General features: G+C 33.9%; 1 rRNA gene. It reads right to left on the minus strand.

Annotated features, from left to right (window positions below):
* Window positions 1-318: 318 nt before the first annotated feature.
* Window positions 319-434 (minus strand): 5S ribosomal RNA (gene rrf / locus ACK3CR_RS27040).
* Window positions 435-445 lie beyond the last annotated feature (11 nt).

The raw sequence follows: 445 nt of genomic DNA on the forward strand, positions 1-445 counted from the left end.
TAGCTTTTTGTTTCTAATAAGAAACGTTGTTTTAAAAATAAAATAGAATTAACGTTGACGTATTTTGTTCAGTTTTCAAAGGTCAATCTTTCTTGTGTCGTTGTTAGCGACTCTTACTATGTTATCATCATTTAAAAGTTAAGTCAATAACTTTTTTAAAAATGTTTATGTTTTTTATCCATTTAACATCTCAATTATGATGACGTCTTTATATATTACTAGCTTTCTATTAAAAAAGCAAGTTTTTTTCACTTCCTTATAGAAAAGAAGTGAAGACAAAAAAAGACTAGCCTCAGTAAGGCTAGGGCCTTTAAAGTCGCCTGGCAACGTCCTACTCTCACAGGGACAAAGTCCCAACTACCATCGGCGTTCAAGAGCTTAACTTCTGTGTTCGGCATGGGAACAGGTGTGACCTCTTGGCTATGGTTACCAGACTATATAGAGT

It is taken from the genome of Priestia sp. TRM10, assembly GCF_057808375.1.